The sequence below is a fragment of the Janthinobacterium sp. LS2A genome (assembly GCF_036543145.1).
Taxonomy (GTDB): Bacteria; Pseudomonadota; Gammaproteobacteria; order Burkholderiales; family Burkholderiaceae_D; genus Janthinobacterium; species Janthinobacterium aestuarii.
Window position 1 is genome coordinate 362,973 of the sequence record NZ_JAZHPB010000002.1, and the last position, 25,031, is coordinate 388,003.

A 25,031-nucleotide genomic window follows, 5' to 3' on the forward strand; every position below is an offset into this window, starting at 1 on the left:
TCGACTTTTTTTGCACCATGACGGGGACAACTGTTTTAGTTGTAAATTAAATTTGGCAGCCACAGCGAGATTTGTGGTACGTAGGTGATCAGGCCCAGGAAGGCCAGCATCGTCAGCAGCCATGGCATCACGGCCACGGTCAACTCCGAAATGCCCATCTTCGTGATGCCGGACGCCACATACAGGTTCAAGCCCACGGGCGGATGGCACATGCCCACCTCCATGTTGACCACGATCAGGATGCCGAAATGCACGGGATCGATGCCCAGCTTCATGGCGACAGGGAACAGGATAGGCGCCATGATCAGCACGATGGACGACGGTTCCATGACGTTACCAGCCAACAACAGCAGCACGTTGACCACCAGCAGGAAGCTGATCACGCCCAGGCCCTTGCCCGTGATCCATTCGGCCATCGCTTGCGGGATGTTTTCACTGGTCATCAGGAACGAGAACAGCACGGCATTCGTGATGATGTACAACAACATCGCCGACATGGCGGCCGAATCGAGCAAGACCTTGCCCACTTGCTTGATCTTCAAGTCCTTGTAGACGAAGACGGCGATGATGAAGGCGTACACGGCAGCCATGGCGGCCGCTTCCGTCGGCGTGAAGGCGCCCGAATAGATGCCGCCCATGACGATGACGATCAGCAGCAGGCCCCAGGCGCTCTTCTTGAACGTGACGAAGCGCTCGCCCCAGCTGGCCTTTTTCATGCGCGGATAGTTGTGCTTGCGCGCCAAAAACCACGTGGTCAGGCCCAGCAGCATGGCCAGCATCATGCCGGGAATCACGCCCGCCATGAACAGTTTACCGACCGAGGTATTCGTGCTGACGGAATACATCACCATCACGATCGACGGTGGAATCAAAATGCCCAGCGCGCCCGAGGTGGTGATGACGCCGGCGCCGAAACCGCGCGGATAGCCCTGCTTGACCATGGCCGGCAGGATGATGGAGCCGATCGCCACCACGGTGGCGGGGCTGGAACCGGACACGGCCGCAAACAGCGCGCACGCCATCACGCCGGCCAGCGCCAGGCCGCCATGCCAGTGGCCGACCATGGAGCTGGCGAAGTTGATCATGCGCCGCGCCACCCCGCCATGCGTGAGGAAGTTACCGGCCAAAATGAAGAACGGGATGGCCATGATCTCGAATTTCTCGATGCCCGTGAAAATCTTCAGGGCCACCGATTCGATGGGCACGCTGGTCATGGTAAACAGGAACGTCAGTACCGTCAGGCCCAGCGAAATGGAAATCGGCATGCCGGTCAGCATCAGCGCCAGCAGCAACACAAAAATGATCAGCGCGTTCATGCCTTGGCTCCTTTTTCTTCAGCCGTCAGTTCGTCTTCCAGCCCCTCGACATGCGAGTGGTCGTGTTTCGGCAAGGCGCCCGTCTTGATGAAATGCACCATCACTTGCAGGAAGCGGAAGCACATCAGATAGGAACCGAGCGGCACGGCCAGATAGACCAGCCACATGGGGATTTCCATGTCGGCAGAGGTCTGGTCCGTGTGGCCGATCGACCACACGAAGCTGGCACCCAGGGTCCCCACGATGCCCGTAAACAGGGCGCCGGCACCGAGGCCGAAGACGATGAAGCGGTCGCGCCAGCGCGGGTTCATACGGTTGATCAGCACATCGACACCCACGTGGATGCCCGTGCGCACGCCATATGCGGCGCCGAACTTGGCCATCCAGACGAACATGTAGATACACAGTTCCTGGGCCCAGCTGGTATTGATTTGAATCAGGAAGTCTTGCAGGCCCGGTATCGGCAGGCCCGCCAGGTAGCGGTGCACGACCGCAACGAAGATGATGAAGGTGGCCGCGCCCATCAGGGTCGCGATCAGCCACTCTTCCAGGTGATCCAGAAATTTCATGGTGGACTTTCAAAGAATGCGGGTACGCTGGCACCCGCGCAGGACGCGCAGGTGCCGTTGCTGCAGAAAGACAGGAATATCCCTGACAGCCGCGCCGGGTGGCGCGGCCAGCGCGCTTACTTCGCGCTTTCCTTGTTGATGGCCGAGATCAGATCCTTGCCGATGCGCGCTTCCATGGCCTTTTGCACGGGCGCCAGCGCCTTGCGCCACTCGGCCTGTTCCTGCACCGTCAGCGTATAGATCTGCGTCTTGCCCGCTTTCTTGATGGCGTCGAGGGCCTGGTCGTTGTCGCGCTGGGCGATGGCTTTTTCAAACGTCGTCGCCTCGCGCATGGCTTTTTCCAGCTGGCCGCGGATATCGGGCGGCAAGCCATCCCAGAATTTCTTGTTGACGATGACGGCATAGCCCAGGTAGCCATGGTTCGACACGGTCACGTGCTTTTGCACTTCATGCATCTTTTGCGTGTACATATTCGATGGCGGATTTTCCGTGCCGTCGACCACGCCCGTCTGCAGCGCCTGATACACTTCCGAGAAGGCCAGCACTTGCGGATTGGCGCCCAGCGCGCGCATTTGCGCGTCGAGTACCTTCGACGACTGGATGCGCATTTTCAGGCCCTTGAAGTCGGCCGGCATGTGCAGCGGCTTGTTGGCCGACATCACCTTGAAGCCGTTGTCCCAGTAGGCCAGGCCCGTGATACCCTTGGGTTCCAGTTTTTTCAGCAGGCTCTTGCCGATTTCGCCTTCGGTGACGTTGTACAGCGCCGTCTTGGTGGGGAAGATGTAGGGCAGGTCGAACGCTTCGAATTCCTTCACGCCCAGCGGGCCGAACTTGGCCAGCGACGGCGCCAGCATCTGCACGGCGCCCAGCTGCAACGCTTCGAGTTCTTCCTTGTCCTTGTACAGCTGGCTGTTCGGGTACAGTTCGATCTTGACCTTGCCGTTCGTGGCTTTTTCGGCCAGCTGCTTGAAGCGCTCGGCGGCCTGGCCTTTCGGCGTGTCGGTCGCCACGACGTGGCTGAACTTGATAACGATGGGGGCTTGCGCGTAAGCGTGGACGCCGGCGGTGGCGCCAATGGCCGCGCACAGCGCGACGAACATGGTTTTCATCTGCATTGTTGTCTCCTGAGTGGTTTTTTAAAAAACTTTATTATTTGTCTACTTGAATATTGTGCCAAAGAAACTGCTTCGGCTATTGTGGTTAACCACAATAGCCGGTTCCCGATAAGCCGCTACCCTGCCAGCCATGCCGACTCCCCCCACCCTTGCGCGCCGCTTCAAGCTATCGAGCCCGATGCGCTGGCTGCTGCCCGTCATCCTGCTGCTGCTGTTCCTGTCCATCCTGTTCTGGCTGCCCTGGCAGGCGCGCCAGATGGAGAGCAACGAGCGCCAGGAGCAGCTGATCGCCGATACGCTGTGGGTGGAGCAGACCATCCGCTTCCAGCTGGCGCGCAACGAGGAAAGTCTGTTCAACCTGGGCGTGGACATCGCCAGCGGCTCGCTGGGCGCGGAAAAAGTGCACGAACGGCTGCAGCAGATGTTGCGCAATGGCCGCGAATTGCAGCGCGTGCTGTGGCTCGACACCAGCGGCAAGGTGCTGGCCACCAGCGACAACAGCCTGCCGCACGCGCTGTCGTTTTCGCCGGCCTCGCTGACGGCGGCCGACAATGCGCGCCGTTTGCACCGGGGCCAGTATGCCCAACCTTCGCAGCAGACGGGCTTTCCCGACGCGCCGCCGGGCGCCATGCTGATGGATTACCACCAGCCCCTGTTCGATGGCCAGCGCTATGTGGGCAGCCTGGTGGCCACCTACCAGATCAGCAGCCTGCTCGATGAAATGGTGCCGTGGTGGTTTGCGCAGGATAACCAGATTTCGCTGATCGACCGCGACGACAAGGTGCTGGCGCGGCGCGCCGCCGCCGGCCCCGGCCACGGCGTGTACACGCACAAGCGCGCGCTCGACGTGCCCGGCGCCAGCATCACCCTGTTTACCGACAGCGTGAAAAGCCAGCCCAAGCTGCTGCCCAATCTGCTGGTCGGCTCCGTCATCGCCCTGTCGCTGGGTTTGCTGTGGAGCTTGCTTGCCCTGTGGCGGCATATTTCGCGCCGCCTGGTGGCCGAAGGCGCGCTGCGCCAGCAGATGCTGTTTCGCACGGCGATGGAAAACTCGCTGGTGACGGGCATGCGCGCGCGCGACCTGGAAGGCAGGGTCACGTATGTGAATCCCGCGTTTTGCCAGATCGTCGGCTATCCGCCCGAGGAAATCCTCGGACGCCTGCCGCCCATGCCCTACTGGGTGCCCGAAGCGCTGGAGGAATACCAGCAGCGCTTCGTCAAGGCCCTGGCCGGCAATCCCACGCCGCAGTTCGAAACCTATTTCCAGCGCCCGGACGGCACGCGCGTGCCCGTGCTGATATTCGAGGCGCCCTTGGTGGACAAGAACGGCCAGCAGACGGGCTGGATGGGGTCCGTGCTCGACATCTCGGACCGCAAGCGGGTCGAGGAACTCAATCGCCAGCAGCAGGAAAAGCTGCAAACGAGCTCGCGCCTGGCCACCATGGGCGAGCTGGCGTCGATGCTGGCGCACGAATTGAACCAGCCGCTGGCGGCCATTTCCAGCTACACGACGGGCGCCTTGAATTTGATCCGCCGCGCCATCGACCATGACGCCCCCGTCGATCCGGGCACCTTGAAGCCGGCGCTGGAACAGGCCAGCGCGCAGGCGCAGCGGGCCGGCCAGATCATCCGCAGCGTGCACGATTTCGTGCGCAAGAGCGAGCCGCAGCGCCAGGATATCGCCATCCGCACCCTGATCGACGGCATCCGCGCGCTGATCGACCTGCAGGCGCGCAAATACTATGTCACCATCCAGGAAGAGCTGCCGCCGGACCTGCCGCTGCTGCGCGCCGACCCCGTGATGATCGAACAAGTGCTGCTGAACCTGACGCGCAACGCCATCGAGGCCATGCAGGATGCGGCGCCGGGACGGCGTATCATGCGCCTGCGGGCCAACCACGACGCGCAGCAGGGCATGGTGACGGTGGACGTGATCGACCATGGCCATGGCATTCCCCAGGACGTGGCCGAGCGGCTGTTTTCGCCGTTTTTCTCGACCAAGTCCGAAGGCATGGGCATGGGCCTGAACATCTGCCGCACCGCCATCGAATTTCACGGCGGCGCGCTGACCTTCGGCGCCAACCCCGCCGGAGGAACGATCTTTACCTTCAGCGTGCCGGCCGCGCCAAGCACGCCGCACTAACGAATAACTAATAACGCATAACGACAAGCCGGAGACCCCATGCTACACATCATCGACGACGAAGAGGTCGTACGCGACTCCCTGTCCTGGCTGGCCGCCTCGCGCAGCATCGAGGCGCGCAGCTACGCCAGTGCCCAGCAATTTCTCGATAGCCTGGACGGCAACTTCGACGCCGCCGGCGACTGCGTGCTGCTCGACGTGCGCATGCCCGACATGAACGGCATCGCCATGTTCGACCAGCTGGTCAAGCGCGACCTGACGGCGCGCCTGCCCGTGATCTTCCTCACCGGCCACGGCGACGTGCCGATGGCCGTCGACAGCCTGAAACGGGGCGCATTCGATTTCTTTGAAAAGCCGTTCAACGACAACGACCTGATGGACCGCGTGCAGCAAGGCCTGGCCAACTCGCGCCAGGCCGGCGAACTGGCCGCCGTGCACGCGCGCCTGGCCACCTTGTCGACACGCGAACGCGAAGTGCTGGACCTGATTTTGGCGGGCAAGATGAACAAGGTGGTGGCCGACAAGCTGGGCATCAGCATGCGCACCGTGGAAGTCCACCGCGCGCATATCTTCGACAAGATGCAGGTCAAGACGGCGGTGGAGCTGGCTGGGTTGTTGAAGTAATAGACGCTGATGTTGGATTACGCGGCGCTGGCGCGCCGCTAATCCAACCTACACCACTTGCAAAGCAGGCCGGCGTAGGTCGGCTTAGCGCTCCGCGCGTAAGCCGACACCACCACTCAAGACGAAGGTAAAGCGGGCGCGGTTGTTGGCGACAACGGAAACGGGGCTTACCGCGTCAGCATGACCGTCGAGACCTTGCCATCCGCCACCGTCACTTCGGAGGTCAGCGTACCGCCCTGCTTGCTTTCGACGGGCGTGAAGGCGCCCGGATAGAACACCGACCACGTCACGTTGGTGGTGACGTAATAGGTGCCATCGGGGACTTCCGTGAATTCGAACCGGCCGTCGCTGTCGGCCATGGTCGTGCGGTCATAGTCGCGGATCTTCGGGCTGACGGTGCCGACCACCTGACGCTTGTACAGCGAGGCAGGCAGCATGGCCAGCTTGCGGGCATACTCCGTCTTCGGACGCAAAGTGACCTTCTCGCCACCGGCCTTCTTGAATTCGCCGCCCTTGGTCTTCATGAAGGCCTGGCCTTTGACACCGCCAGTACCGGTTTTTTGCAAGGCGTCATATTCCGCCTGCTGGAATTCCGGCATGACAACGGGTGGACGCGGCGTCGAGCATCCCATCAGCACTGCGGCCAGCACGCTCAAAGACAGTAATTTCAACATTTCCCCCTTGAATATTATTTCTATAAAAAAATATTATATGCAATTGGAAAGTTAAAAACCAGGCAATCGTCTCATGCGCGAAGCGGGCCGCCGGCTGGCGCGGCACATCAGGCGTAAGCCGACACCACCCCTATCACTCATCGTGATGTTCATGATGCTCCGCCGCCCCATGTTTCCAGTAACTGGCCACGTGCAGATGCTGCTTCGGCACCCCGGCGTCGATAAAATGCCCGCGCAAGCCCTGCACCTGCGCATGCTCGCACGCCACCCACACATAGCCGTCGCCTTCTGACGGCAGCGTGACCTGACGCAGCGCGTCCAGCAGCAGCGGCCCCTTGCGGCCATTGCGCGCGACCCAGCGCACGTCCAGCTGCGCCGCGCAATCGAAGGCGATCTGCTCGCCGTCTTCGACGATCTCGATCACGGCAATGGCCCGTGCCGTGGCCGACAGCTGCTCCAGGCGGCGGGCGATGGCCGGCAAGGCCGTCTGGTCGCCCACCAGCACATACCAGTCGAAGTCGAGCGGCACCAGCATCGAGCCGCGCGGACCGCCCACGCCCAGGGTCTGGCCCGGCTGCGCTTGCGCCGCCCAGCTGGCCGCGGGGCCGTCGCCATGCAGCACGAAGTCGATTTCCAGCTCGCGCCGCGCGGCGTCGTAGCGGCGTGGCGTGTAGTTGCGGGCGATGGGACGCGCGCCTTGCGCGTACTGGATGGGATTCGGGCCATTGCCCAGCACGGGGAACACGGGAGTAGTCTGCCCCGGGGCGGGGAAGAACAGTTTCACATGGTCGTCGTGCGCCGGCGAGACAAAGCCATCGAGGTCGCCGCCCGCCAGCGTGATGCGGCGCATGTGCGGCGTGATCTGCTCGGTGCGCACGACGGTGAGCACGCGCAGTTTCAAGTCATGCCGCACGCGTTCGATGGCGTGCGGGCGTGGCGTTGCAGTTGATACAGTAGTCATTGGGTATCCTTGTAAAGTGGGCTCAGTGGCCGTCGACGATGGCGTTGGCCGCCTGTTCCAGCACGGCGGAGACGCGCTCGGCTTCCGCCTCGCTCCAATTGGTCTTGTTCAGCAGCAGCGCATGCTTCAAGGTGTGCATGGCCTGGTGCACGCGCTCGGGCAAGGCCTTGCGCGCCTGGACGCGGGCAAACATGTCGAGGCGGGCCAGGATGCCGTCGACCTGGGCGCGGTTCTCGTCGAGATATGCGCGGCCCAGGTCCGTGATCGTGTAGAGCTTCTTGCCGCTGGCGCTTTCGGACGACGTCACGTGGTCCTGCTCTTCCAGCAGGGTCAAGGTGGGATAGACGGCGCCCGGGCTGGGGGCGTACGCGCCGCCGCAACGCTCTTCGATGGCCTTGATGATTTCATAGCCGTGGCGGGGGCTGATTTCGATCAGCGCCAGCACGATCAGCGGCAAGTCGCCGCGGCCGAAGACGCGCTCGGCCCGCTCGCCGCGTCCACCGCGCCCGCCAGGACCACCGCCCATGCCGTCACCGCGCTCGTCGAAGCCGCGCGGGCCGCGGCCATGCATGGAGTATTCGTGGCGATGCTCGCCATGATGGTGGTGATGCTGGCCGCAATGGCCGTGATGATGATGACCGCCGTGGCCGTGTTCTGTATGGTGTGAGTTTCTCATGTTTTCTCTTTAAAGATATATCGTTAGTAGGTATCGCTATTTTATAACGATATATCGATAAGTCAAGGAGAAATTTGTTATGCTCGTCTTTCCCCACTCCACACGCCGATGCCATGTCCGAAAAAACCTTTGCTGAAAAAATGTATGTGAAAAATGCCACGGCCCTGGCCGTGCTCAATGACGGCGGCGAGCATGAGGCATTGCTGGCGCAGTTGCCGGCCGAGCGGGTGGTACGGGAAGGTGAAAATGCGGACTGGATACTGCTGTTCGCGCGCAGCCGCGCGGAACTGGAGCAATTCCTGCCAGCGGCGCAGGCGCGCCTGGCGCCCGGTGGCGCACTGTGGGTGGCGTACCGCAAGGGTGGAATCAAAGCGGGCAGCGATATCCACCGCGACGATATCCGCGACTTTGCGCAAACCGTGGGGCTCGACAGCGTGGCGATGGTCGCCATCGACGCGGACTGGTCGGCGCTGCGTCTGAAGCAGGTTTAAACGCAGATCAAGCGATGCCGTGCAGCGCCAGCGCCCATTCCACATGTTCGCGCACGATGGCCGACGGGTGCTCGCGGCGCGACAGCAGGGCCGCGACGATGTCGGCCTGGCCTTTGGCCTTGGCGGCCGCATTGCCCATGCCGACGGCCAGGTTGCGCAGCCAGCGCTCGTGGCCGATGCGGCGGATCGCGCTGCCTTCCATGCGGCGGTTGAATTCCTCTTCCGTCCAGGCGAACAGCTCCACCATGCCGGCGCTGCCCAGGCTGTGGCGCTCGTCGAAGTCCGGCACGACGGCGCGCTGGGCGAACTTGTTCCACGGGCAGACGGTCTGGCAATCGTCGCAGCCATACACCTTGTTGCCGATCAGGGGGCGCATCTCGACGGGAATGGCGCCCTTCAATTCGATGGTCAGATACGAGATGCAGCGGCGCGCGTCGAGCTGGTACGGCCCGAGGATGGCTTGCGTCGGGCACACGGTGATGCACGCCGAGCACTGGCCGCAGCGCGGCGTTTCCGGCGGGTCGACGGGCAGCGGCACGTCGATGAGGATCTCGCCGAGAAAAAAGAAGGAGCCGCCCTGGCGGTTGATGAGCAAGGTGTGCTTGCCGCGCCAGCCCAATCCCCCTTTTTGCGCCAGCTCGACTTCCATCACGGGCGCCGAATCGCTGAAGACGCGGTAGCCGAAGTCGCCGATCTCGCCCTTGATGCGGTCGGCCAGCTGCTGCAGGCGCGAACGCATGACCTTGTGGTAGTCGCGGCCGCGCGCATACACGGAAATTACGGCCGCTTCGGGATCGGCGTCGCGCGCCGCCTCATGCGTGCGCCAGTCAGGGCCCAGTGCCGGCGGCAGATAATTCATGCGCGCACTGATGGCGCGCACCGTGCCCGGCACCAGTTCGGCCGGGCGCGCACGCTTCATGCCGTGGCTGGCCATGTAATCCATTTCACCGTGATACCCTGCAGCTAGCCAGGCTTGCAGCGGCGCTTCCATGTGCGACAGGTCGACGTCGGCGATGCGCACCTCGGCAAAACCCAGCTCGCGCCCCCATTCTTTGATGGTGCGCGCCAGGACGGCGAGATCGGTGACGGTGGCGGACATAGGGGACTTTACGGAAAACGGCAGGCGCGCGGGCGGTTACAATGACAGCAGCCTCCATTTTATGCGATACCGAAGATAATGACCGAACACTTCAAAGCCCACCTCCACGACGAAGCTGGCACCGCCGCGCTGGGCGCCGCACTGGCGCGCGCGCTGGCGCCGGGCCTGGCGATCTACCTGCACGGCGACCTCGGTGCCGGCAAGACGGCCCTCACGCGCGCCCTGCTGCACGCGGCCGGCCATGCGGGCCACGTGAAAAGCCCTACCTACACCCTGTCCGAACCGTACACGGTGCAGCTCGATGGCCAGAGCGTCAACGTCATCCATTTCGATCTGTACCGCATGGGCAGTGCCGAGGAATTCCTCGACGCGGGCTTTCGCGAAGACTTCGACGGCCGCAATATCTGCATCGTCGAATGGCCGGAGAAAGCCGAACCGGTGCTGCCGCCGGCCGACCTGAATATTTATTTGAACGTTGCGGGTACAGGACGTGATGTAGAATTGCAAGCGTCTTCTGAATTGGGTCTGTCATGCCTTCACCGTCTCAAATTCGCCCCGAACCTTTGATCTCCTCGCCCATCACCCGGCGCACGGTACTCAAGGCCGGCGGCACCCTGCTGTTGTCCGTGTTCGCGCCCATGTCGGCGATGGCGGCGCAAATTCTCGCCGTGCGCGTCTGGCCGGCCGAGGACTACACGCGCGTCACCCTGGAAAACGACAGCATCCTTAAGGCGACCCACTTCATCGTCAAGGACCCGGAACGGCTGGTGGTCGACATCGAAGGGCTGGAACTCAACCCCACCTTGAAAGGCCTGGTGGCGAAGATCCAGTCGAACGACCCGTACATCAAGCAGGTGCGCGTGGGCCAGAACCGGCCCAACGTCGTGCGCCTGGTGTTCGACCTGAAAGAGGAAGTCACGCCGCAGCTGTTTACCCTGCCGCCGGCCGGCTCCTATAACCACCGCTTGATCTTCGACCTGTATCCCGTGCGCGAACCGGACCTGATCGCGCAGATGATCGAAAAGGGCGACTGGTCGAGCGACCCGGCCAAGCCACCGATGGCCGACACGCACACACCGCCGCCCGCGCTGCCTCTGCCCGAGAGCGGCAAGCCGCCCGTGGCCGCCGTCACACCGGCAACGCCGGTCGTGCCGCCCGTGTCCGACGTACGCCCGGAACAGCGCCCCGAAGCGCGCCCCCAGCCTGGCCAGAAAGTGGTGCGCATGATTACCATCGCGCTCGATCCCGGCCACGGCGGCGAAGACCCGGGCGCCATGGGCAGCCGGGGCAGCCGCGAAAAAGACGTGGTGCTGGCCATCGCCAAGCGCCTCAAGACCAAGCTGGAACTGCAGCCTAACATGCGCGTCATGCTCACGCGCGACGCCGACTTCTTCGTCCCGCTGGGCATGCGCGTGGAAAAAGCGCGCAAGGTGCAGGCCGACCTGTTCGTCTCGATCCACGCCGACGCCTTCATCCAGCCGACGGCGCGCGGCTCGTCCGTCTTCGTGCTGTCCGAAAAAGGCGCCACCTCGACGGCCGCGCGGTGGCTGGCCAACAAGGAAAACCAGGCCGACCTGATCGGCGGCGTGAACGTGAAGAACCACGACAAACAGCTGGCCAGCGTGCTGCTCGACCTGTCGACGACGGCGCAGATCAATGACAGCATGAAGCTGGGCAAGGCCGTGCTGCGCGAAATCGGCGGCATCAACCGCCTGCACAAGGGCTCCGTCGAGCAGGCCGGCTTCGCCGTGCTGAAAGCGCCCGACATCCCTTCCATCCTGATCGAGACGGCTTTTATTTCGAATCCGGAAGAAGAAGCCAAGCTGACCGACAACGGCTACCAGGACCAGATGGCCGACGCCATCGTCACGGGCATCAAGAATTATTTTGCGAAGAATCCGCCGCTGGCGAAAAGCCGCCTGACCTGACATGAAAGCCTAGCATGAGCGAGAGTATCTTTGGCGAGCTGCCGGCCGTGACCATCCGCGCGGCCGATGGTGCGCAGGCGACCGTCACCCTGTACGGCGGCCACCTGGTCTCGTGGCAGACCAGCGATGGCCAGGAGCGCCTGTTCTGCAGCCGCGATTCCGCCCTCGACGGCAGCCGCGCCATCCGCGGCGGCGTACCCGTGATCTTCCCGCAGTTCGGCGCGCGCGGCACGGGCATGCGCCACGGCTTTGCGCGCGTGGCGACGTGGCAGCTGGAATCGAGCGGCGACACCGATGGCGCCGCATGGGCGCAGTTTGTCCTGACCCAGGCCGACTTGCCCGAAGCGATCGCCGCCAGTTGGCCCTGGGCTTTCACCCTGCGCCTGCGCATGGCCGTCAAGGCGCAGGCGCTGGAACTGGACCTGTCCGTGCACAACACGGGCGAGCAGGCGTTTCCGTTTTCGGCCGCCCTGCATACGTATTTTTCGATTGATGATTTGAGCGAAGCGCGCATCAAAGGCTTGCAGCGCGTGCGCTATTCGGACGAGACGCCGCAAGATGCCCTGCAGGCGGAAGAAGTGCTGCAATTTTCAGACAAGCTGGACCGCATCTACTACCAGCTGCCGGGCGCCTTGAGCCTGCAGTCTGGCCGCCACACCCTGCGCCTGGAGCAGCAGGGCTTTACGGACGCCGTCGTGTGGAACCCGGGCGCGCAAGACGCGGCCGCCCTGCCCGACTTGGCCGACGACGAGCAGCCGCGCTTCATCTGCATCGAACCGGCCCTGATCCAGCCCGACCTGCTTGCCGCCGGCGCCGAATGGATCGGGCGCCAGCGCCTCGCATTCGTTTAATTCGATTCCTTGATGATGCGGCCATTGGTCGGCTGAACCGGGCGCGCATTCAAGGGATACAGGCGGCTGAACAGCGCCATCTGCGCCGGCGATGCCTGCACCGGTTGCTTCATCACCATCCACAGCACGCCTTCGCTGCAAGGCGGCTCCGTCATCGATCCCATATACGTGTAGTAGTCGCGCCGCGCCGGCAGCATTTCGGCCGGGTCGAGCAGGATGGTCGGCTGCATGGTCTCGAATTTTTCCAGCGGCAGGTTGTTCCACACGGTCTGGATGGTCGCTTGCGGCGCACCGCGTTCGAGCAGCAGCGCCAGCACGGCTTGCCGGCCTTCCGCGTCTCGGTGCACCAGGTGCACCACCATCTCGAACGCCTTGCCATTGATACGCTCTTCGGACGGGCGGTGGAAATGGAATTGCTGCAGCTCGAACATGCGGTTCTGCACCGTGATGTAATTGCCGCCGCTCACGCCCACCTGCACCGTGTGGCCATTGTCGACCACGTTGAACGACGACGGGCGGTAGTCAAAGCTGATCTGCTCGAGCTCCACCTTCATGCCGTCGCGGATATCGATCGGCGACTGGCGGCTGCCATTGCCGCACTTGCCCCAGTCGACATTGATCTTGCTCCAGTTGGCCGGACCGCTGTCGCCCTCGTACGACCAGTGCGTGCCGCGCGGCACGGGTGGCGGTGGCGGCGGCGCGGCCTTCACCACGGCGGCGCGCTTGGCGCGGGCGGCGGCGCGGGCAGCTTGGGTGGCGCGCATTTCCGCCAGGCGCGCGGCGATGCGTTCGGACAGGTCGACTTCGGCCGCTTCCTCCTTTTCGCGCGCCGTGGGCGCGACGACGACAGGCGCCTTGGCCTCCTTGCCCTTCACCGATTCGGTCAGGGTTTTCATGGCGGCCGCGCGCGCCGACGCCGACATGGGCGCGGATGCGGTGGCGCTCGCCGGGGCGGGGGCATCTTTGGCGCTTGCCATGGCCGTCATCACGGCAAGGCTGCAAGCTAACAGGGCGCTCAAATGTCGCATGGAAATCCAGAAAGTAAGAATACCCTCTGGTTTACGGCTGGAAAGCAACAAAACTTGAATCAGGGCAGGAGCAAAACAGAAGTACCGAAGAGAAAGCGGGATCCAGGGCCAGCTGCGGACGGCGCCGCAGCATGCTTGCCCTGGATCTTTGCAGCAATTACGCCGACTTGCCGACCATGCGCTTGTAGAGTTTCCACATGCCGCCCAGTACCACCGGCACGACAGCGGCGCCGACACCGATCAGCACGATCAAGGTCAGGTGGTCGCGAATCCACGGGATATTGCCGAAGAAGTAACCCGCCGTCACCAGACCAACCACCCACAACAAGGCGCCCGTGATGTTGTACATCTGGAAGCGCGCATGCGTCATGTCGGAAATGCCGGCCACGAACGGGGCGAAGGTGCGCACCACCGGCACGAAACGGGCCAGGATGATGGTCTTGCCGCCGTGCTTTTCAAAAAATTCATGCGTGCGGCGCATGGCGTCCTTGTTGATCCAGCGGTAATCGTGGGTAAACACCCTTTGCCCGATGGCCTCGCCTATCCAGTAATTGAGCGTGTTGCCCGTGACGGCCGCCGTGACGAGCAGGAAGATCAGCAAGCCCAGGTGCATCTGTCCCGTCGCGCAAAACGCGCCGGCGATAAACAGCAAGGTATCTCCAGGGAAGAAAAACAGCACCACGAGGCCTGTCTCGCAAAAAATAATGGCGAACAGCACCGCATACACGAGGGTGCCGTACTGCTCGATCAAGATACCCAACGTCTTGTCGACATGCACGATCATGTCGAGGAATTGCACAAAATCCATATATTTTTCCCTAAAGGTAGCGGCGGAATCATACACCACCCGGCCCGCGCAACGGCAGTCCCCGGGCCGATATTTCTGGATTAATTATGCGGCGCCCTTGCGCGTGTGGCAATTTAAGTAAAGGTTAAGGAAACACCATATCGGCAGGCAACTCTCAGGATTACGGTATGCAATGTTTTTACGACGAAATATTGCCATTCCGGTATACACTTTCTGCACGGCGCAACCCGCGCCGACCAGGAGAAAACATGTATCGACACCCACTGAGCGGCCTGACCATGGCCACCGTACTGGGCCTTGCACAGCTGGCCGCCCACGCGGCGCCCGTCCAGATCAAGGCGTCCGCCGAACTGCCCGCCAAGGCGACCTTGGCCGACGTGATCAAGGCCTCGAAGCCGTCCGACTGGCGTCCGCTGGACCCGGACAACACCCTGTACCTGGACATTCCCGCCGGCCGCGTGGTGATCGAATTGGCGCCCGACTTCGCGCCGAAACACGTGGCCAACATCAAGGCCCTGGTGGCGGAACAGTATTACGACGGCCTGGCCATCACGCGCGCTCAGGACAACTGGGTGGCGCAGTGGGGCGATCCGAACGAGAAGAATCCCAAGCCGATACAGCATGCGCAGCGCACCCTGCCCGGCGAATTCACGGTACCGCTGAAAAATATCAAGAGCTTCACGCGCCTGCCGGACGCCGATGGCTATGCGCCGCAAGTGGGCCATTCAAACGGTTTCCCATCGGCGCGCGATCCGAAAACCGGCACAGCCTGGCTCACGCATTGCTATGCCACCGTCGGCGTGGGCCGCGACAGCGCCAGCGACAGCGGCGGCGGCACGGAGCTGTACGCCGTCATCGGCCAGTCGCCGCGCCACCTGGACCGCGACATCACCGTCGTCGGCAGGGTCGTCTCCGGCATGCCATTGCTGTCCACCCTGCCGCGCGGCACGGGGCCCATGGGCTTTTATGACAGCCCCGAGAAAAACGTGCCGATCAAGGCCATCCGCCTGGCCGCCAGCGTGCCGCCCGAGCAGCGCAGCAAGCTGGAAGTGATGCGCACCGACAGCGCCGCCTACCAGGCCGTGCTGGAAGCCCAGCGCCACCGCGGCGGCCCGTGGAGCAAGGTCACGGCCGGCCACGTCGACGTGTGCAATGCGCCGATACCGGTGCGCGAGGTGGGGAAGTAGGCCAACTTTTAGCCCAAGAGCAAGGGCTGGGGTCAGACCCGACGGGTCTGACCCCGGTATAATTACCGCATGAACGCTCCCATTACGCCCCACCGCCCGATCCAGGCCTTGCCTGACCAGTTGATTTCGCAAATCGCCGCCGGCGAGGTGGTCGAGCGGCCATCGGCTGTCGTCAAGGAACTGCTGGAAAACGCGCTCGACTCGGGCGCCACGCAGATCACGGTGCGGCTGGAAGAAGGGGGCGTGAAACGCATCGCGATTACCGACAACGGCCGCGGCATCGACAAGGATCAGCTGCCGCTGGCCCTGGCGCGCCACGCCACGTCGAAGATCGCCTCGCTGCACGACCTGGAAAACGTGGGCACCCTGGGCTTTCGCGGCGAGGCGCTGGCCTCGATCGCCTCGGTGGCCGCCGTCACCGTGACGTCGCGCACGATGGATGCAGCCCATGCGTGGGAAATCGTCGGCTCGCACAATGGCAGCGTCTCGCCATCGTCGGGCGCGCACGGCACCACGGTCGACGTGCAAGATCTGTACTTCAACACGCCAGCGCGGCGCAAATTCCTCAAATCCGAGCAGACGGAATACGGCCACTGCGCCGAAGTCGTGCGCCGCATCGCGCTGGCGCGGCCGGACGTATCGTTCTCGCTGTCGCACAACGGCCGCACCATCGACCAGTGGAATATCAGCGAACTGGCCAAGCGCAGCGCCCACATCCTCGGCAACGACTTCGCCGAAGCGCGTTTGGCACTGGACGAATCGGCCGGCAGCCTGCGCATACACGGTTTTGCCGGCTTGCCGACGGCATCGAAGGCGCGCGCCGATGGCCAGTTCTTTTATGTCAACGGGCGCTTCGTGCGCGACAAGCTGCTGGTGCACGCCGTGCGCATGGCCTACCAGGACGTGCTGCATGGCGACCGTTTTCCATCGTACGTGCTGGCGCTCGACCTCGACCCGGCCCTGGTCGACGTCAACGTGCACCCGTCGAAGATCGAAGTGCGCTTCCGCGACAGCCGTTCCGTGCACCAGTTCGTCTTCCACGCCGTGCAGCGCGCGCTGGCACAGACGTCGGCCACAGCGTTTGGCAGCGTGCCGGCGCCTTTGCCAGCTGCTTCCAGCCTGGGCGGCGATACCGCCAGCGCGGGCTTGGGTGGCCCCGGCATCTGGCGCCGCGAGCAGACGCAAACGTCGTTCGGCGCGCAATTCACGAATACCTTTGCGCCCGCCTCGCCCGGCGCGAACCTTCCCTTCTTTGCCGACGCGCCGGGCGTGGCCCAGGACACGGCGGCCTATGGCTCCCTGTTCGGCGGCGGTGCTGCATCCTCGCCGATCACGCAGGTGGAGCCGTACATCGCCTCGCCCGAAGCGATGGCGCGCGAAGAGTATCCGCTGGGCTTTGCCCTGGCCCAGCTGCATGGCATCTACATCCTGGCACAGAACACCAAGGGCCTGGTGCTGGTCGACATGCATGCGGCGCACGAGCGCATCCTGTACGAGCAGCTGAAAAACGCGCTGCAGGCGCAGGTCTCCGGCCAGGACATGCAGGTGCAATCCTTGCTGATCCCCGTCACCTTCTATGCGGACGCCATCGAAGTATCGACGGCGAATGAAAACCAGGACACGTTGAAAGCGCTGGGCTTCGATATCGCCGCCCTGTCGCCCACCACTCTGGCCGTGCGCAGCGTGCCGACCCTGCTCAAGAACGCGGACGCGCAAACCCTGGCGCGCGACGTGCTGCGCGACGTGCGCGAATACGGCGGCTCGCGCGTGCTGATCGAGCGCCAGAACGAATTGCTGGGCACCCTGGCCTGCCACACGGCCGTGCGCGCGAACCGGATCTTGTCGGTGCAGGAAATGAACGCCCTGCTGCGCCAGATGGAGAGCACGGAACGCGCCGACCAGTGCAACCATGGCCGGCCGACGTGGGTGCAGGTCGAGATCAACGCGCTCGATAAATTATTCCTGCGCGGCCAGTAGGTCGGATTAGCGCAGCGTAATCCGACACTGCAGCGGCGGCATCACGTCGGATTACGCTTGCGCTAATCCGACCTACGCATCACCTTACACGAGTCAACATGCAAAACATCTCCTCCCTCCCCTTGGCCGTCGCCATCATGGGCCCCACGGCCAGCGGCAAGACGGCCAGTGCGCTGGCCATCGCGCAAGCGATTCCGTCCGAGATCATCTCCGTCGATTCCGCCCTCGTCTACCGCGGCATGGACATCGGCACGGCCAAGCCGTCGAAGGAAGAACTGGCCGCCGTACCGCATCATCTGATCGACATCATCGACCCGCTCGACGCCTATTCCGTGGCGCAGTTCCGCAACGACACCCTGCGCCTGGTAAGCGAAATTTCCGCACGCGGCAAGCTGCCGCTGCTCGTCGGCGGCACCATGTTGTACTTCAAGGGCCTGGCCGATGGCCTCGACGATCTGCCCGGCGCCGATCCCGTGCTGCGCGCCCAGCTGGAAGAAGATGCGGCCGCCATCGGCTGGCCCGCCATGCATGCGCGCCTGGCGCAGCAAGATCCCGTCACGGCCGCGCGCCTGGCGCCGCAGGACGCGCAGCGCATCGGCCGCGCGCTGGAAATCATCGCCCTGTCCGGCCAGCCCATGTCAGCCCTGCTGGACCGCCGCGAAAAGACCGTGCTGCCGTTTCAATTGCAATCGTTCGCGCTGGAACCGTCGGACCGCGCCGTGCTGCACGCGCGCATTGCCGCGCGTTTCGACCTGATGCTGAAAAACGACGCCCTGCTCGATGAAGTGGATGGGTTGCGCCGGCGCGGCGACCTGCACCCGGGCCTGCCGTCGATGCGCTGCGTGGGCTACCGCCAGGCATGGGACTACCTCGATGGCCGAATCGACCGCGCCGCCTTGCGCGAGACGAGCATCATCGCCACGCGCCAGCTTGCCAAACGACAGCTGACCTGGCTGCGGGCTATGCCGGAACGCATCGTCATCGACTGCCTGGGCCCTGAACCGGCCGCGTCCATGCTGGCGCAGATCGTCCCTTTGCTGAAATAAGCATCGCCACACACCCACTGGCCAAGCGCTAGGCTCGACTTAGGTTGCGCTCCATGCCCGAACGCATCGTCATCGACTGCCTGGGCCCTGATCCGGCCGCGGCCATGCTGGCACAAATTGTCCCTTTGCTGAAATAAGCATCGCCACACAACAACTGGCCAAGCGCTAGGCTCGACTTAGGCTACGCTCAATGTCGGAACGCATCGTTATCGACTGCCTGGGCCCTGATCCGGCCTCGGCCATGCTGGCACAGATCCAGCCGTTATTGAAATAATCATGCCTGCGCCGGCGCGTGAAAAAACCGCACATTTTTTTGCGCCGGCATTGACAAGGAAATGGGAAGACTGGATAATGCTCGGCTGTTGGGTGATATAGCTCAGTTGGTTAGAGCACAGCATTCATAATGCTGGGGTCGGTGGTTCAAGTCCACCTATCACCACCAAAGAACATCGATCAGGTTTCCCCTGGTCAAAACGAGCATCCGGTCTGACCGGTCTGTTTGGTGATATAGCTCAGTTGGTTAGAGCACAGCATTCATAATGCTGGGGTCGGTGGTTCAAGTCCACCTATCACCACCAAGAATTTGCAATATGAAGAACCCGCCCCTGCCCCGTGCAGCGGCGGGTTTTTTCATTTCCGGCAGCACCACGCATGCGGCCTGCGCGCAACACCAGCCCCATCCACATGCAATCGGGGATTGTGACAAGTCGCCTCTGCCGCTTACAATGAGAATAATTCTCATTTATATTATTCATCCCCCATGTCCGCCATCCAGCCCAGCCTGCAACAGCAAGTGCACACGCTCTACAGCGAGCATCACGGCTGGCTGGTGGGCTGGCTGCGCAAGAAACTCAGCTGCCCGCATGGCGCGGCCGACGTGGCGCAAGACACTTTTTTACGCATCATCGCCTCGCGCGACGCCCTGTTCGGCATGCGCGAGCCGCGCGCCTATCTGTCGACGACGGCCAAGCGCTTGCTGCTCGACCGCGCGCGCCGGCAAGTACTCGAACGCAGCTACCTGGCGGAACTGGCCCTGCTGGCCGACAGCCTGCCCGGTGCGCCCTCGCCGGACGAGATCCTGATGGCCGTACAGGCGCTCGGGCAGATCGCCACAGCGCTGGACGGAATATCCGCCAAGGCGCGCGAGGCCTTTTTGCTGCACTACCTGGAAGAACAGCCGCAGGCCGCCGTCGCCGCGCAGCTGAACGTCTCCACGCGCATGGTGCAAAAATACTTGGTGCAAGCCTTGCTGGCCTGCCGCCACGCCTGCCCGGCCATGGCGGCATGAGCGGCACGCGCACCGATATCGCCGCCGAGCAGGCCGCCCGCTGGATCGTGCAGCTGAGCGCCGACGACACGGCCGAGCGCGACATGGCGCGGGCCGGCTTCGCCGCGTGGAAGGCGGCCGATCCACTGCACGCGACAGTGGCCGCCGGCATGGAAAACCTGCTGCGCCAATTGCATGCCGTGCGCGAGCCGGCCGGCGGCGACCATCGCCCCGCGCGCGCCGCCCTGGCCGCCATCGCGCCCAAGCGCCAGCGTCTGCGCCAGCTGGCCGCGGCCAGCGCCGTGGCCGTGCTGGTGCTGACCGGCGCGCTGGTCCTCGGCGAGCGCCCCGCCTATCTGCTGGCCGACCTGCGCAGCCCCACGGGGCAATGGCAGACGCACACCCTGGCCGATGGCAGCCGCCTGACCCTGGCCGGCGACAGCGCCGTCAACGTGCGCTTCAATGCGGGTGAACGGCATGTAGAACTGGTGCAGGGCGACATTCTCGTCGACGTGGCCAAGGATGCGCAGCGCCCCTTCATCGTCGACAGCAAGCAGGCGGCGATCCGCGCGCTGGGCACGCGTTTTGCCGTGCGCAGGGAAGACGGTGCCACCATCCTCAGCATGCTGGAATCCAAGGTGCTGGCGCAGGTGCCGCAGCATCGGGCCGTCTTGGTGCAGGCAGGCCAGCGCACGCGCATCACCGACGATGGCGTGGGCCCCATCACGGCCATCGATGCGGCCAGCGTGCAGCAAGCGTGGCGCGCGCACCAGCTGGTGGTCGACGACTTGCCGCTGGCCGACGTGCTCGACGAGCTGGCCCGCCACCGCCCCGGCCAGCTGCATTACGACCGCGCACAGATCGCCGGCATCCGCGTGGCGGCCGTGCTGCCGCTGGACGACACGGACAAGGCGCTGCAGCTGCTGATCGACAATTTCCCCCAGCTGCGCATCCGCATGCTGACGCGCTACCTGGTGATGGTGGACGCCCCCGCCAAAAAGTAAATATTTTTTGCATTCGCGATTCCACTTTGCGCATCTCGTGCGTCAAGGCAGCTGAGATCAATCAAAAAAGGCTGTCACCATGTCCGCTCGTATCCTTACCGTTTCCTCGCCGCGCGCGCTGCGCACGCGGCTCCATCCCCTGGCCCTGGCCGCCCTGCTGCTCGCTGGCGCCGGCATGCACGTCCAGGCAGCCGCCCAGGCACAGGCCAGCCTTGCCACCGCCAGCTACGCCATTCCCGCCGGCCCGCTGGCCGGCGCCCTGAACCGCTATGCGCAGCAGGCGGGCGTGTCCATCGTCATCGACGCGTCCAAGGTGCAGGGACTGCAGACGGCCGGCCTGCAGGGCAGCTACGCCATCGACGACGGCTTTGCCGTGCTGCTGCGCGGCAGCGGCTATGCCATCGGCAAGACGGCGACCGGCTATGTGCTGGTGGCCGCGCCGGCATCCGCCCCCACGGCAGCGGCAAGCGCCGCCTCGGCGGCCGAGCGCACCATGCCCTCGATTACCATCGTCGGCCAGGCCGAGCAAGGCGCCACCACGGAAGGCAGCGGCTCCTACACGGCGCGCAAGATCACCCTCGGCAAGGGCGAGCAGTCGATGAAGGACATGCCGCAATCGGTCAGCGTGCTGACGCGCCAGCGCCTGGACGACCAGGGCATCACGGACTTGCGCGAAGCCGTCAACAACGTCACCGGCGTGGTCGGCGTGCATGGCGTGGGCGCGGGCGTGGTGATCACCTCGCGCGGCTTCCAGATCGACCAGTGGCAGTACGATGGCGTGCCGATCGACCGCAACACCTATGCGCTGGGTAACTGGGGCCAGGAAAACATGGTCATCTACGATCGCCTGGAAGTGCTGCGCGGCGCATCGAGCCTGCTCGAAGGCACGGGCAGCCCGGGCGGCTCCGTCAACCTGGTGCGCAAGCGCCCGCTGGCGACGCGCCAGGTCGCACTCACGGGCCGCGCCGGTTCGTGGGACCACTACGGCGCCCAGCTCGACGTCAGCACGCCGCTGAATGCGCAAGGCACTTTGCGTGGGCGCGCCATCATCGATGAAGACGACAGCCACTCCTTCATCGACCAGGTCTGGAGCAAGAACCGCACCGTGTATGCGGCGCTCGACTACGACCTCGGTCCCGCCACCACCGTGGGCCTGGCCGTGAGCAACGTCAATGGGCGCGGCCGCCCGATGTTCATCGGCCTGGCGCGCTACGCCGACGGCAGCGAACTGGGATTGCCCCGCTCGACCTATACGGGCGCCGACTGGAACCGCAGCAAGGTGGAACAAACCACCGTCAACCTGGACCTCGAGCACCACTTCAACAGCCGGTGGACCTTCAAGACGGCCGCGCTGGGCGTCAATGAACGCACCAATTCGACCCACCAGCGCATGGCCGGCACCATCAAGGCCGATGGCAGCGGTTCCATGTACGGCGACTTCTCCACCGATTTCAAGAACCAGAAGCGCGGCATCGACGCCTTCGTGCGCGGCAAATTCGATGGCCTGGGCATCGCGCAGGAAGTCGTCATGGGCGCCAGCTATGTGAAGTTCCACTCCGACGACCGCTATGCGCGCGCCTGGACGCAAGGCGCGCAGATCTTCAATATCAACCACCACCGTCCATGGCAGGACTTCGACACCATCGCCGCGCGCGGCGTGAGCTCCAGCAGCACCTACGACATGCGCCAGAAAGGCCTGTACGGCACCTGGAACGGCCAGCTGACCAGCAACCTGAAAGCCCTGCTGGGCGGGCGTTTCAGCTGGTATGACTTCGAGTATGCACCCAAGGGCGGCACGGCGGACAGCACCAGGGTCACGGCCAAGTTCACGCCATCGGCGGCCCTGATGTATGCGCTGACGCCGCAATGGTCCACCTACGCCAGCTATGCGGGCGTGTTCCAGCCGCAGACGAACCGCAACGCGGCGGGCCAGGTCCTGAAACCGGTCACGGGCGACAGCTATGAAGCCGGTGTCAAGGGCGAGCTGCTGGACGGCAAAGTCAACACCTCGCTGGCCGTCTTCCGCTACGAGCACAAGGACCGCGCCGTCAACGACTACGCCGCCGGTTTCGCCTGCGACGGCTGGTACTGCTCGCGCGCCTCGGGCAAGGTGCGCAGCCAGGGCCTGGAAGCGGAAGTGTCCGGCGAAGTGGCGCGCGGACTGCAACTGTCGGCCGGCTATGCCTACACGACGACGACCTACCTCGACGACCCGGACAATAAGGGCGAGGTCTTCTCGACGTGGACGCCGAAGCACATGCTGCGCCTGTGGTCCGGCTATACCCTGCCCGGCGAGTGGAGCAAGTTCAGCGTCGGCGCCGGCGTGAACATGCAAAGCCACACGCTGGACTTCGGCCGCTCGTTCGACGTGGCCGGCTTCTCGCTGTGGAACGCGCGCCTGGCCTGGCAAGCCACGCCGCAGCTGTCGCTGGCCGTCAACGTCAACAACCTGTTCGACAAGCGCTACGTGATCCCGTCGTATAACGACACGGGCGGCAATAACCACTTCGGCGACCCGCGCAACGTGCAGCTGACCCTGAAGTACACGCCGAAGTGGTAGGCTGACGCGCTGCGCTGACAGCACAGGCGGGCCGGCATTCAGCCGTGCCCGCCTTTTTTTCCGCTTTTTTTCGTTCAGTGCTAGGCTGGCGTACGAGAAATATTCACCACGAAAAAACCATGCCCTTACTGCTACCCCTGTCCAGCACTGCGCTGGCCCTTGCCCTGTACGCCAGTCCCGTCCTGGCCATCGAAGGCCATTACCAGACCAAGACGCCATATGCGCCGCAGCAGGACCCGGCCACCTATGCCGCGCCGCCGGCCGGCTTCCAGCCCATCTACACGCAACTGGTGGCGCGCCACGGCTCGCGCGGCTTGACCGGCATGAAGAGCAACGCGGCCATGTATGCGATGTGGCAGCAGGCCGCCGCGCAGGATGCGCTCACGCCGTTGGGGCGCGAACTGGGTCCCGACATCCTGGCCCTGATGAAGGCCAACGCGCTGCTTGGTTATGGCGTGGCCGGCATCGAGAAACCCGGCTACGGCAATCTGTCGCAGACGGGCATCGAGGAACATCGGCAGCTGGCCGTGCGCATGCTGGCGCGCCTGCCCGCCCTGTTTGCGCAAGTGGGCCAGGACGCGGCGACGGCGCCGCGCCAGCTCGTCACCATCGATTCCGGCGTGGACCGCGCGCGCGACAGCGCCCGCTTTTTCACGCAGTCGCTGCTCGAGCACGCGCCCGCGCTGGCGCCCTTGCTCTACCTGCCGCCCGCGCCGGCGCCGTATCCGCAGGGACGCAAGGCGGTACCGCAAGCGGATGGCGTCAACCGTTTCCTGCTGTACGCGCACAAGCTGGCGCCGCAGACGGATCTTGTCGCCGATCGCGCCAACCCGTATTACGCCACCTACGCCGCCAGCCAGGCCTACCAGTACTACGAAAGAACCAAGCAGCTGCACGCGCTGATGGATGCTCCCGCCAGGCTGCCTGCGGCGGCTGCGCATGCGCGCCACGTGCTCGAACGCCTGTTTGCACCCGTCTTCCTCGACCAGCTCGAGCGCGGCGCCGCCAGCTATGCGGACACGGGCAGCTACACCTTCACCAGCGCGGACGGCCAGCTCACGCGCACCATGACGGGCAGCGGCAAGACCGCCATCCGCAGCCTGAATGCGGCCGCGACAAAACTATATGAACTGTATGCGATCGCCGCCGGCATGCGCCATGAAGTGCCGGCCGATTTCAGCCGCTACATGCCCGCCGAGGATGCGCGCTACTACGCCGATATCGCCGACCACGAGGATTTTTACCAGAAAGGACCGGGCAGCACGGCCAGCGCAGGCGTGACCTGGCGCTTCGCGCTGGCTTTGCGCGACGATTTTTTCAAGGAAGTCGATGCGCTGGCCAACGGAGATGTGCGCCACGCGGCCAAGCTGCGCTTCACGCACGCCGAAATGATCATCCCGCTCGCTTCGGCCATGGGCTTGAAAGAGGCGCTGGCACCGCTGCCGGCATCGGCCGGCGACAGCCATGACGGCCCTCGATGGCGCGGCCAGAGCATCTCGCCGCTGGCAGCCAATATGCAGTGGGATGTGTACCGCAACGGTACAGGACAGCTGATCGTGCGCCTGCTGTACAACGAAAAGGAAACCGATTTCCAGGCCGCTTGCGACGGCGCGCGCATCGCGCCCGGCAGCGTCTTCTACGACTATGCGGGACTGAAAGCCTGCTACGGCCACGTGGCAACGCCGTAGGCACAAAAAAAGCCGCCAG

At 64.1% G+C, this 25,031-nt stretch carries 22 protein-coding genes and 2 tRNA genes; 15 read left to right on the forward strand and 9 right to left on the reverse strand.

Annotated features, from left to right (window positions below):
• Positions 1 to 35 precede the first annotated feature (35 nt).
• The 3 genes from V3C40_RS07445 to V3C40_RS07455 form a co-directional block, all read right to left on the reverse strand.
• Positions 36 to 1,316 (reverse strand): TRAP transporter large permease, encoded by a 1,281-nt coding sequence (locus V3C40_RS07445; RefSeq protein ID WP_034746868.1) that lies wholly within the window; start codon positions 1,314 to 1,316, stop codon positions 36 to 38.
• Positions 1,313 to 1,885: a TRAP transporter small permease gene (locus tag V3C40_RS07450; protein WP_034746865.1), complete on the reverse strand. Its 573-nt coding sequence runs from the start codon at positions 1,883 to 1,885 to the stop codon at positions 1,313 to 1,315. Before V3C40_RS07450 ends, V3C40_RS07445 begins: the two co-directional genes overlap by 4 nt.
• Before the next feature lie 116 nt (positions 1,886 to 2,001).
• Positions 2,002 to 2,994, reverse strand: a complete 993-nt coding sequence (locus V3C40_RS07455) for a TRAP transporter substrate-binding protein (protein ID WP_374106839.1) — start codon at positions 2,992 to 2,994, stop codon at positions 2,002 to 2,004.
• A 136-nt stretch (positions 2,995 to 3,130) separates the two neighbouring features.
• Between V3C40_RS07455 and V3C40_RS07460 the strand changes: the two genes are divergently transcribed.
• On the forward strand, positions 3,131 to 5,143 hold the full coding sequence (locus tag V3C40_RS07460; protein WP_331777049.1) for a sensor histidine kinase: 2,013 nt from the start codon (positions 3,131 to 3,133) through the stop codon (positions 5,141 to 5,143).
• A 39-nt stretch (positions 5,144 to 5,182) separates the two neighbouring features.
• Positions 5,183 to 5,767, forward strand: a complete 585-nt coding sequence (locus V3C40_RS07465; protein WP_070301256.1) for a response regulator transcription factor — start codon at positions 5,183 to 5,185, stop codon at positions 5,765 to 5,767.
• A gap of 167 nt (positions 5,768 to 5,934) precedes the next feature.
• On the opposite strand, the gene V3C40_RS07470 is transcribed toward V3C40_RS07465, so the two are convergent.
• From V3C40_RS07470 to V3C40_RS07480, 3 genes are all read right to left on the reverse strand, one after another.
• Entirely contained in the window at positions 5,935 to 6,441 is a 507-nt protein-coding gene (locus tag V3C40_RS07470) for a carboxypeptidase-like regulatory domain-containing protein (protein WP_072455108.1), read from the reverse strand.
• A gap of 133 nt (positions 6,442 to 6,574) precedes the next feature.
• Positions 6,575 to 7,402 (reverse strand): siderophore-interacting protein, encoded by an 828-nt coding sequence (locus V3C40_RS07475; protein ID WP_331777050.1) that lies wholly within the window; start codon positions 7,400 to 7,402, stop codon positions 6,575 to 6,577.
• A gap of 22 nt (positions 7,403 to 7,424) precedes the next feature.
• Positions 7,425 to 8,078, reverse strand: coding sequence for a PadR family transcriptional regulator (locus V3C40_RS07480; RefSeq protein WP_331777051.1), 654 nt, complete (start codon positions 8,076 to 8,078; stop codon positions 7,425 to 7,427).
• 113 nt (positions 8,079 to 8,191) lie between these two features.
• On the opposite strand from V3C40_RS07480, the gene V3C40_RS07485 reads away from it, so the two are divergent.
• A complete protein-coding gene (locus tag V3C40_RS07485) occupies positions 8,192 to 8,569 on the forward strand; it encodes a DUF3052 family protein (RefSeq protein WP_319990756.1) in 378 nt (125 codons plus the stop codon).
• A 7-nt stretch (positions 8,570 to 8,576) separates the two neighbouring features.
• On the opposite strand, the gene queG is transcribed toward V3C40_RS07485, so the two are convergent.
• A complete protein-coding gene (gene queG, locus V3C40_RS07490; RefSeq protein WP_331777052.1) occupies positions 8,577 to 9,668 on the reverse strand; it encodes a tRNA epoxyqueuosine(34) reductase QueG in 1,092 nt (363 codons plus the stop codon).
• 78 nt (positions 9,669 to 9,746) lie between these two features.
• Here queG and tsaE point away from each other — a divergent pair, with 78 nt between their 5' ends.
• From tsaE to V3C40_RS07505, 3 genes are read left to right on the forward strand one after another with little or no spacing between them, the layout of a single operon-like run.
• Positions 9,747 to 10,235 (forward strand): tRNA (adenosine(37)-N6)-threonylcarbamoyltransferase complex ATPase subunit type 1 TsaE, encoded by a 489-nt coding sequence (tsaE, locus tag V3C40_RS07495; RefSeq protein ID WP_034780043.1) that lies wholly within the window; start codon positions 9,747 to 9,749, stop codon positions 10,233 to 10,235.
• The gene (locus V3C40_RS07500) at positions 10,199 to 11,596 is read left to right on the forward strand and encodes an N-acetylmuramoyl-L-alanine amidase (protein WP_331777053.1); all 1,398 of its coding nucleotides are present in this window, start codon (positions 10,199 to 10,201) and stop codon (positions 11,594 to 11,596) included. The genes tsaE and V3C40_RS07500 overlap by 37 nt, the downstream gene beginning before the upstream one ends.
• A 14-nt stretch (positions 11,597 to 11,610) precedes the next feature.
• Entirely contained in the window at positions 11,611 to 12,447 is an 837-nt protein-coding gene (locus tag V3C40_RS07505) for a D-hexose-6-phosphate mutarotase (protein WP_331777054.1), read from the forward strand.
• Here the strand turns inward: V3C40_RS07505 and V3C40_RS07510 are convergent.
• Positions 12,444 to 13,475 carry a carbonic anhydrase gene (locus V3C40_RS07510; RefSeq protein WP_034746833.1) on the reverse strand — a complete coding sequence of 344 codons (1,032 nt, stop codon included), beginning with the start codon at positions 13,473 to 13,475 and terminating at the stop codon, positions 12,444 to 12,446. The genes V3C40_RS07505 and V3C40_RS07510 overlap by 4 nt on opposite strands.
• Positions 13,476 to 13,632: 157 nt before the next feature.
• Positions 13,633 to 14,283: a VTT domain-containing protein gene (locus V3C40_RS07515; RefSeq protein WP_046686184.1), complete on the reverse strand. Its 651-nt coding sequence runs from the start codon at positions 14,281 to 14,283 to the stop codon at positions 13,633 to 13,635.
• Between the two features lie 248 nt (positions 14,284 to 14,531).
• Between V3C40_RS07515 and V3C40_RS07520 the strand changes: the two genes are divergently transcribed.
• The 9 genes from V3C40_RS07520 (at position 14,532) to V3C40_RS07560 (ending at position 25,012) form a co-directional block, all read left to right on the forward strand.
• On the forward strand, positions 14,532 to 15,470 hold the full coding sequence (locus V3C40_RS07520; RefSeq protein WP_331777055.1) for a peptidylprolyl isomerase: 939 nt from the start codon (positions 14,532 to 14,534) through the stop codon (positions 15,468 to 15,470).
• Between the two features lie 69 nt (positions 15,471 to 15,539).
• Positions 15,540 to 17,447: a DNA mismatch repair endonuclease MutL gene (gene mutL, locus V3C40_RS07525; protein WP_331777056.1), complete on the forward strand. Its 1,908-nt coding sequence runs from the start codon at positions 15,540 to 15,542 to the stop codon at positions 17,445 to 17,447.
• A 98-nt stretch (positions 17,448 to 17,545) separates the two neighbouring features.
• Positions 17,546 to 18,493, forward strand: coding sequence for a tRNA (adenosine(37)-N6)-dimethylallyltransferase MiaA (gene miaA, locus V3C40_RS07530; RefSeq protein ID WP_331777057.1), 948 nt, complete (start codon positions 17,546 to 17,548; stop codon positions 18,491 to 18,493).
• Between the two features lie 365 nt (positions 18,494 to 18,858).
• Positions 18,859 to 18,935 (forward strand) — tRNA-Met (locus V3C40_RS07535).
• Between the two features lie 59 nt (positions 18,936 to 18,994).
• A tRNA-Met gene (locus V3C40_RS07540) sits at positions 18,995 to 19,071 on the forward strand.
• 182 nt (positions 19,072 to 19,253) lie between these two features.
• Complete coding sequence (locus V3C40_RS07545; protein ID WP_319990750.1) at positions 19,254 to 19,781, forward strand: sigma-70 family RNA polymerase sigma factor; 528 nt, start codon at positions 19,254 to 19,256, stop codon at positions 19,779 to 19,781.
• Entirely contained in the window at positions 19,778 to 20,764 is a 987-nt protein-coding gene (locus V3C40_RS07550) for a FecR family protein (protein WP_331777058.1), read from the forward strand. The genes V3C40_RS07545 and V3C40_RS07550 overlap by 4 nt, the downstream gene beginning before the upstream one ends.
• Before the next feature lie 79 nt (positions 20,765 to 20,843).
• Positions 20,844 to 23,324 carry a TonB-dependent siderophore receptor gene (locus V3C40_RS07555; protein ID WP_331777059.1) on the forward strand — a complete coding sequence of 827 codons (2,481 nt, stop codon included), beginning with the start codon at positions 20,844 to 20,846 and terminating at the stop codon, positions 23,322 to 23,324.
• A 119-nt stretch (positions 23,325 to 23,443) separates the two neighbouring features.
• A complete protein-coding gene (locus tag V3C40_RS07560) occupies positions 23,444 to 25,012 on the forward strand; it encodes a histidine-type phosphatase (protein ID WP_331777060.1) in 1,569 nt (522 codons plus the stop codon).
• The last annotated feature ends 19 nt before the right edge of the window (positions 25,013 to 25,031 follow it).

Coding starts and splice junctions, on each gene's coding strand:
- V3C40_RS07475 (WP_331777050.1), bottom strand. CDS start 7,402: ATGACTACTGTATCAACTGCAACGCCACGCCCGCACGCCATCGAACGC.
- V3C40_RS07510 (WP_034746833.1), bottom strand. CDS start 13,475: ATGCGACATTTGAGCGCCCTGTTAGCTTGCAGCCTTGCCGTGATGACG.
- V3C40_RS07465 (WP_070301256.1), top strand. CDS start 5,183: ATGCTACACATCATCGACGACGAAGAGGTCGTACGCGACTCCCTGTCC.
- V3C40_RS07485 (WP_319990756.1), top strand. CDS start 8,192: ATGTCCGAAAAAACCTTTGCTGAAAAAATGTATGTGAAAAATGCCACG.
- tsaE (WP_034780043.1), top strand. CDS start 9,747: ATGACCGAACACTTCAAAGCCCACCTCCACGACGAAGCTGGCACCGCC.
- V3C40_RS07445 (WP_034746868.1), bottom strand. CDS start 1,316: ATGAACGCGCTGATCATTTTTGTGTTGCTGCTGGCGCTGATGCTGACC.
- V3C40_RS07555 (WP_331777059.1), top strand. CDS start 20,844: ATGTCCGCTCGTATCCTTACCGTTTCCTCGCCGCGCGCGCTGCGCACG.
- V3C40_RS07505 (WP_331777054.1), top strand. CDS start 11,611: ATGAGCGAGAGTATCTTTGGCGAGCTGCCGGCCGTGACCATCCGCGCG.
- V3C40_RS07450 (WP_034746865.1), bottom strand. CDS start 1,885: ATGAAATTTCTGGATCACCTGGAAGAGTGGCTGATCGCGACCCTGATG.
- V3C40_RS07515 (WP_046686184.1), bottom strand. CDS start 14,283: ATGGATTTTGTGCAATTCCTCGACATGATCGTGCATGTCGACAAGACG.
- mutL (WP_331777056.1), top strand. CDS start 15,540: ATGAACGCTCCCATTACGCCCCACCGCCCGATCCAGGCCTTGCCTGAC.
- V3C40_RS07550 (WP_331777058.1), top strand. CDS start 19,778: ATGAGCGGCACGCGCACCGATATCGCCGCCGAGCAGGCCGCCCGCTGG.
- V3C40_RS07460 (WP_331777049.1), top strand. CDS start 3,131: ATGCCGACTCCCCCCACCCTTGCGCGCCGCTTCAAGCTATCGAGCCCG.
- queG (WP_331777052.1), bottom strand. CDS start 9,668: ATGTCCGCCACCGTCACCGATCTCGCCGTCCTGGCGCGCACCATCAAA.
- miaA (WP_331777057.1), top strand. CDS start 17,546: ATGCAAAACATCTCCTCCCTCCCCTTGGCCGTCGCCATCATGGGCCCC.
- V3C40_RS07470 (WP_072455108.1), bottom strand. CDS start 6,441: ATGTTGAAATTACTGTCTTTGAGCGTGCTGGCCGCAGTGCTGATGGGA.
- V3C40_RS07500 (WP_331777053.1), top strand. CDS start 10,199: ATGCCTTCACCGTCTCAAATTCGCCCCGAACCTTTGATCTCCTCGCCC.
- V3C40_RS07560 (WP_331777060.1), top strand. CDS start 23,444: ATGCCCTTACTGCTACCCCTGTCCAGCACTGCGCTGGCCCTTGCCCTG.
- V3C40_RS07455 (WP_374106839.1), bottom strand. CDS start 2,994: ATGAAAACCATGTTCGTCGCGCTGTGCGCGGCCATTGGCGCCACCGCC.
- V3C40_RS07480 (WP_331777051.1), bottom strand. CDS start 8,078: ATGAGAAACTCACACCATACAGAACACGGCCACGGCGGTCATCATCAT.
- V3C40_RS07545 (WP_319990750.1), top strand. CDS start 19,254: ATGTCCGCCATCCAGCCCAGCCTGCAACAGCAAGTGCACACGCTCTAC.
- V3C40_RS07520 (WP_331777055.1), top strand. CDS start 14,532: ATGTATCGACACCCACTGAGCGGCCTGACCATGGCCACCGTACTGGGC.